Here is a 905-nt window from a genome sequence, read left to right as displayed (position 1 = left end):
GCCAGCGTCACGGTCGCGACCGGGCCGTCGTACGCGACCGTGAAGCGGGGCTCGCTCATCAAGCACGCACCCCGGCCGCGAGCTCGGACAACCGGCTCAGCTGGCTGACCCGCTCCTCGGCGGTGTCGGCGAGCGAGTTGAGCAGCAGCGTGCGGATGCCGGCGGCGTCGAACTCGGCGAGCTGGCGGCGAATCGAGTCCTCGTCACCCATCAGCGTCACGGCCTCGACCAGCTCCTCCGGTACGACGGCCGCGGCCTCGGCCTTCTTGCCCGACAGGTAGAGGTCCTGGATGTCCTTGGCCTCCGCCTCGTAGCCGTAGCGGCAGGCGAGCTGGTTGTAGAAGTTCTTGTCCCGCGCACCCATGCCGCCGATGTAGAGCGCCAGCTGGTTGCGGACCGTCTGGACGGCCTCGGGCGAGGGCTCGCCGATGAAGTAGTGGACCTGCAGCTGGATGTCGAGCTCGCCGAGCGCGGGGTCGCGCTTGCTGAAGCCCTCCTCGAGCGACTCGCCCCAGGCCTGCTGCGCCTTGGCCGGGTGGAAGAACAGCGGCTGCCAGCCGTTGGCCAGCTCGGCGACGAGTGCGACGTTCTTCGGGCCGAGGGCGGCGACGGAGATCGGGATGTTCGACCGCACCGGGTGGTTGATGATCTTGAGCGGCTTGCCGAGGCCGGAGCCACCGTGCTCCTTGGTGAGCGGCACCGTGTAGTGCTTGCCCTCGAACTGCACGGGCTGGCGCTGCCACACCTGGCGGCAGATCTCGATCACCTCGCGCGTACGACCCAGCGGGGCGTCGTACTTCACGCCGTGGAAGCCCTCGATGACCTGCGGGCCACTGGCGCCGAGGCCGAGCGTGAACCGGCCGTTCGACACGAAGTCCAGGCCGGCGGCGGTCATCGCGGTCAGT

General features: G+C 69.5%; 1 protein-coding gene. It reads right to left on the bottom strand.

Features of this window, described 5'->3' with window-relative positions; translation table 11 throughout:
- Positions 1-58 precede the first annotated feature (58 nt).
- A partial coding sequence (locus ACOADB_RS27725; protein ID WP_378606742.1) for an LLM class F420-dependent oxidoreductase occupies positions 59-905 on the bottom strand: 847 nt, incomplete at its 5' end.

The organism is Nocardioides sp. CPCC 206348, from assembly GCF_048654705.1.
Lineage (GTDB): Bacteria > Actinomycetota > Actinomycetes > Propionibacteriales > Nocardioidaceae > Nocardioides.
Note: the sequence above shows the minus strand (reverse complement) of the source record. Positions and strands in the feature narration are given on the sequence as shown.